The sequence below is a fragment of the Mucilaginibacter sp. P4_E8 genome, from assembly GCF_056401495.1.
Genome location: NZ_JBFUJG010000248.1, coordinates 1 through 4,331 on the forward strand (window position 1 = coordinate 1; position 4,331 = coordinate 4,331).

General features: G+C 40.5%; 3 protein-coding genes. 1 reads left to right on the forward strand and 2 read right to left on the reverse strand.

The genetic code is table 11. The annotated features are described in order from the left end of the window. The coding region (locus AC1DRQ_RS29740) for a redoxin domain-containing protein (RefSeq protein ID WP_477429483.1) at positions 1 to 142 on the reverse strand (142 nt) is incomplete at its 3' end. Positions 143 to 294: 152 nt separating this feature from the next. On the opposite strand from AC1DRQ_RS29740, the gene AC1DRQ_RS29745 reads away from it, so the two are divergent. After that, the gene (locus AC1DRQ_RS29745) at positions 295 to 2,079 is read left to right on the forward strand and encodes a glycoside hydrolase family 15 protein (protein ID WP_477429479.1); all 1,785 of its coding nucleotides are present in this window, start codon (positions 295 to 297) and stop codon (positions 2,077 to 2,079) included. 175 nt (positions 2,080 to 2,254) lie between these two features. Here the strand turns inward: AC1DRQ_RS29745 and AC1DRQ_RS29750 are convergent. Further along, positions 2,255 to 4,331, reverse strand: a 2,077-nt coding sequence (locus tag AC1DRQ_RS29750) for a bifunctional alpha,alpha-trehalose-phosphate synthase (UDP-forming)/trehalose-phosphatase (RefSeq protein WP_477429481.1), incomplete at its 5' end; no start/stop codon positions are given.

Here is a 4,331-nt window from a genome sequence, read left to right on the forward strand (position 1 = left end):
CTGTGGTACAAACCGGTGTATAATCGCCGGGATGCGAAAAAAGCACGCCCCAGCTATCGCCAAGGTATTCATAAAAATCAATTTCACCCGCTGATGTTTTTGCTTTAAAATTGGGGGCTTTATCGCCTAATCGTAAACTCATGATGATGTGGTTTTATATATAATAAATGACTACTAAGTTAATATACATTGTTTGATAATTCAAAATTTAACAAAAATTATAGTACAATTTACGCCAACATTACAGAGGGTTTATTGTTGAACTCTTGATTAAGTACAAATTCTAATAAATTAATGGATAGACATACCTACGAAACCGGAATAATTGGGAACTGTGCCTTTATGGCTCATATAAATAAAAATACAAATGTAGATTGGCTTTGCTGGCCAAGATTTGACAGTACCTTCATTTTTGGAGGTCTGTTGGATAGAAAGAAAGGTGGAGAATTTTCCATTTTGCCAGAGGGTGAATATACTTCAGAGCAACACTACCTTGAAAATACCAATGTTTTAATAACAGAAATAAGCCCCAAAAGTGGCGGTAAATACCGTATTACTGATTTTGCACCGCGTTTTTACCAGCATCAGCGCTATTATAAGCCACTAATGCTAATCAGGAAGATCGAAGCCATTGAGGGCTCACCAAGGATCATTGTTAAATGCGAGCCGGTATCTGAATATGGGGCCGTAAAACTGGATGTAAACCGCGGCAGCAATCATATACAATACCTGGGTGGCGAAGAAAGTATGAGGCTTACTACCAATATACCTATAAGTTATGTATTTGATGAACAACCTTTTGTACTAAACGAAAGTAAATACCTGGCCCTAACCTATGGCGAACCGTTGGAGGCCGCATTGATCAGTACAGCTGACCGGTTTTTATCAGAAACCATTCAATACTGGCGCACCTGGATCAAGCACTCTTCTATTGCTACTTATTATCAGCCTTTTGTGATCCGTTCAGGACTGGCTTTAAAAATACACCAGTTTGAAGATACCGGAGCTATTATAGCCGCAAGTACCACCAGTTTGCCTGAGTCGCCGGGAAGCGGTCGTAACTGGGATTACCGGTATTGCTGGTTGCGCGATACCTACTATGTGATAACTGCCTTGAACCACATTGGGCATTTTGAAGAAATGGAAAAGTATTTTGGCTATGTTACTGATATCTCCTTTTCTGAAGATGACCGTTACCAGCCGCTTTATGGTATTACAGGCAAGAAAAATCTTGTTGAAAAAATTCTGACAGATCTGGATGGTTACCTGGGCAACCAGCCGGTACGTATTGGTAACCAGGCTTACGAGCATATACAAAACGATATTTACGGCCAGGTAATGATATCCCTGCTCCCATTATATACCGACCACCGCTTTGTTTTTTCTGAAAGAAAAGATTCTGTAAAATGGATCGAGTTCCTGTTGAAAAAAATTGAGCATACCATTGATGAAAAAGATGCCGGGATATGGGAGTTCAGGAATACGGCTAACGTACATTGCTACAGCAACCTGTTTCAATGGGCAGGTGCATCTGCAGCCGAAAAAATGGCTCGTACCATTGAAAATCAAGAACTTGTTGATAGAGCTATAGCTGTAAAAGAACTCGCCGCTGCCCATATTGAAAGTTGCTATGACCCGGTAAGGAAAGTTTATACTAATTCGGCGGGTAGCTCTAATTTGGATGCCAGTACGCTGCAGCTTATTATGATGAACTATCTTGATCCTACATCACAAAGGGCAAAGGATCATTTAATTGCATTAGAGAAAGAGCTAAGGACACCTAACGGATTATTTTACAGATATTTATATACCGATGATTTTGGTAAACCTAAAACCACTTTCCTGATCTGCGCATTTTGGTATGTGGAGGCATTAGCCAGTGTTGGCCGACTGGATGATGCACAGCGGGAATTTGCAAATCTATTGCAATATTCAAATCACCTGTTATTGTTCAGTGAAGATGTTGATGAAGAAACAGGCAGTCAATGGGGTAATTTTCCGCAGGCTTACAGCCATGTTGGTTTAATGAATGCCGCCTATCGGATAGCTATTAAATTAGACAGGCCGATATTTTTGTAATATTAATAGAACATTCAACATCCTGTCATTTCGACGAGCGAGCGCGGACATGAATATGGAGAACAAGGAGAAATCTTATATACGAAGCTGGCAGAATTTGCAAATCGTATAAGATTTCTCCTCACTCTCCTCCTTTACTCAATCCCTCTCTTGAGTTCGTCGAAATGACATTATTTTACACCGCTTCTACTGGCGTATGCTTAGTGAAACTTGTAAGCAACCTGCGTACTTCGCCAGGGTTACGCAAGTAAAACTTAGCTGCTGATAAGTTACTGCCAACTTTTATGGTTATCGCACTATCAGGCAGGGCTTTAAAGATATCCTCATCAGTATAATCATCGCCAAAGGCAATAATAAAGTCGTAGTCCTTACCCTCAGTTAGTGTTAAAGCAGCTTTGCCTTTATTAATATCCATGTTCTTCACCTCCAGTACCTTATCCCCAGCAAGCAGTTGTAAACCTTTATCGCTGGCCAGGTACTTCAGGTTATTCATCAGTTCGCTTGCCCTAAGCTCGCCTAAGCCATTTTGAGCTTTACGGTAATGCCAAACCAACGAATAGGTTTTCTCTTCGATAAATGAACCCGGAGTACGGTCTACATAGGTTTCCAGAATAGGATAAATATCATGTTTCCATTGATCAGACAGCCCGGAGATCTTATGCCAGGATGTGTTATGTTTTTTAAACCAGGAGCCATGTTCGGCAATAAGGTACATATCCATATTGTCGAACCAATCGTCAAGATTTTCGTGTTTACGACCGCTTATCAATACCACCTGATTGGCTGGATCCTCTATCAATTTATTAATAATGGCATAAAGCTCCTTGTCCGGACTGGCCAGCTCAATCTCCGATTTAAAGTTTACCAGCGTACCATCATAATCTAAAAAGATGATCCTCTTTTTAGTTTTAATATAACGGTTTATGATGGATTGCTCTGTAGCAAAGCTCACGTGCCGGGCCTGCATGGAGCGCTGCATTAATTTAACCTCTTTCAAGCGGTCCATGAAAATTTTAACCCAGTGCGTAATATTAAATTTTGCTACCAATTGGCGCATGGGCTTCATTCTTCTTTGCTGCTCTTCCAGCGGCATGTGAATAGCTTGCAGTATGGCCCTGCAAACTTCGCCTGTATTATTAGGGTTTACAATTATAGCATCAATTAATTCTTTAGATGAACCAGCCATTTCACTCATTATCAATACACCATTATCATTTATCCTACTGGCTACATACTCCTTGCTCACCAGGTTCATACCATCGCGCATCGGTGTTACCAGGCACACATCGGCTGTGTAATACAACGCCGACAGCATCTCAATAGGAAAAGAACGATAGTAATAATGTATAGGGGTCCAGTCCATTGTTCGGTATATAGAATTGATATTACCTACCTTTTTATCAATCTCATCGCGCAGGTGTGCATACTGCGGAACGGTATCGCGCGAGGGCACAACTATCATATACAATGCTATTTTTTCAATACAATCGGGGCATAACTGGAGCATAAGCTCAAAGGCTTGCAAACGCTGTAATATGCCTTTACTATAATCAAGCCGGTCAATAGACAGGATTAATTTATTGCCTTTAAAATTATTTCTGATCAGTTCAATTTGTTCCTTAACATCATCCTGAAGCGGTAAAGTAGCGTATTTCTTTTCGTCTATTCCCATCGGGAACGACTCTATCACAATGGAGCGTTCATCCATAGTAATGATGTTTGACGATGAAGTCACCGGCAAAATGCGCGTTGTTGCACCTAAAAAGTGGCGAACATCATCAAACGTATGGAAGCCGATAAGGTCAGCACCAAGCATTCCTTCCAGTAATTCAGACCTCCAGGGGATCAGCCTGAACATTTCGTGCGATGGAAATGGTATATGCAGAAAAAAACCTATGGAAACATCCGGCAATTCATTCCTTACTAAGCCCGGTAAAAGCAGTAATTGATAATCGTGGATCCAAATAATATCACCAGGCTCGGCAACACTTAATATAATATCTCTGAATTTTTGATTTACAGTTATATAATAATCCCAGTTTGATTGCTTATAAGTAGCATATGTGGAGGCATAATAGTGAAAAACCGGCCATAATACTTCGTTCGAAAACCCTTCATAATATTGGTTGATCTCTTCCTGATCAAGAAATACGGGAATTAGACTTAAGTCTTTTAGCTGATGGCTTATCTGGTCTTTATCATGCTGATCGGTAATTTCAATCCCGGGCCACCCTATCCACACATTATCACCT

Coding starts and splice junctions, on each gene's coding strand:
- AC1DRQ_RS29745 (WP_477429479.1), top strand. CDS start 295: ATGGATAGACATACCTACGAAACCGGAATAATTGGGAACTGTGCCTTT.